The organism is Bacillus sp. GW823-FHT06B01 (assembly GCF_058952315.1).
In genome coordinates this window covers 124715-126340 of record NZ_JBXAHR010000007.1, presented here as the reverse complement: position 1 = coordinate 126340, position 1626 = coordinate 124715, and the positions used below count along the sequence as shown (strand labels likewise).

General features: G+C 39.0%; 1 protein-coding gene and 1 pseudogene. One reads left to right on the top strand and one right to left on the bottom strand.

All coding sequences use genetic code 11. The annotated features are described in order from the left end of the window. A partial coding sequence (locus tag AC1Q8N_RS25315) for an SH3 domain-containing protein (protein ID WP_493521422.1) occupies positions 1-873 on the bottom strand: 873 nt, incomplete at its 3' end. 232 nt (positions 874-1105) lie between these two features. Here AC1Q8N_RS25315 and AC1Q8N_RS25310 point away from each other — a divergent pair. Beyond that, a pseudogene (locus AC1Q8N_RS25310) lies at positions 1106-1626 on the top strand (cell wall anchor protein); the annotation flags it as partial.

Below are 1626 nucleotides of genomic sequence, written 5' to 3'. Positions count from 1 at the left end.
TACTCGTAAGCTTGTCGCGTTAATTGTTCCTACTTCTTGCGTTCCATTTTTAATCGTTGCATCTGATGTTTTCGGTTGTTCCGGCTTTTTTATCTCTTCTGTGTTGCCATCAATTTTCACAAACTCTAACGATACATAACCTTCTTTTCCTTGATAGCTTATTTTCACCCAACCATTCGCTTTTCCTAGTACTGTTACTTTTTCTCCATTTTTTAGGTTCCCTAAAACCGAGCTACTTGTATTCGCTGCGCTTCTTACTCGTAAGCTTGTTGCATTGATTGTTCCTACTTCTTGCGTTCCATTTTTGATTGTTGGTTGCAGTTGCTTTTGGCCAGAAGTGTCAGGTGTTTGAATTGCATCTCCAAATTTTAAAAACTCTAAAGATACATATCCCTCTTTTCCTTTATATTCAATCTTTGCCCAGCCGTTCGCTTTTCCTAATACCGTTACTTTTTCATTTTTTTGAACATAGCCAATCATTGAACTACCTAGAGCTGGACTATTACGTACATTCAAACGAGTTGCCGTAACAATTCCCTCTTCTTTTTGTCCATTATTAATCGTTAATTGTTGTTTTTGTTCAACGTTTGGATTTCCATTCGAAAATCCTAAAAATTGTAATGTGACGTACCCCTCTTTTCCATCATGAGAAATTTTAGCCCATTCTTTTTCCTTACTTAAAACTTGTACATTTGTTCCCTTTTTTACTGTTCCTATAACTTTCCCTTGAGTTGTAGGTTGTTCACGTATATTTAAGTTTGTTGCATTTACTGTCGCTAAATTATCACTTTCTGCAAAGGCATGCGTCGAAATAAAAGATGTTGCTGTCGCTAGAAATGTACCTGTTATTATTTGTTTTGTTGTTTGTTTCATAATTTTTTATAAGAATATAAGAAATCCTATATTCTTCAGCCCTCCCTTTTTTATTCTTCTTACTATTAATCTTAACATATCATTCCGAAATATTTATTTTGAATATCTAAATATAACCATAAAATTTGTGAACATCTTATCTATATAGTTTTTTGCATAAAACTATATCTCCTATGAAATATTACAAAGGGATGTATTTTAGATGGAATATTAATTTTTCAGGAGGAAATCAATGACAAAAATCTTCATTTTAGCATCAACTCTTTCTTTATCTTTTTTTAGTGGTTTAAATATCGGTAATGCAGCAACAGACAACTTCTCTCCAGTAACAAACGCGATTGTACAAAATAACGATCATTTAGCAGAAGGCAACTCAAAAGATAATAATAAACCACCAGGAAACAATGGTTCTCAGGACGATAGTGGCTCGGGCGGCAATGGCTCTGGTGGCAATGGCTCGGGCGACAACGGCTCGGGCGACAACGGTTCTGGTGGCAACGGCTCGGGTGGCAATGGCTCTGGCGGCAGCGGTTCTGGTGGTAACGGTTCTGGTGGCAACGGTTCTGATGGCGGTGGTTCTAGTGGCAACAGTTCCGGTGGTAACGGTTCTGGCGGCAACGGCTCTGGTGGCAATGGTTCTGGTGGCAGTGGTTCTGGTGGCAGTGGTTCTGGTGGCAACGGTTCTGGTGGCAACGGTTCTGATGGCGGTGGTTCTAGTGGCAACAGTTCCGGTGGTAACGGTTCTGGCGGCAA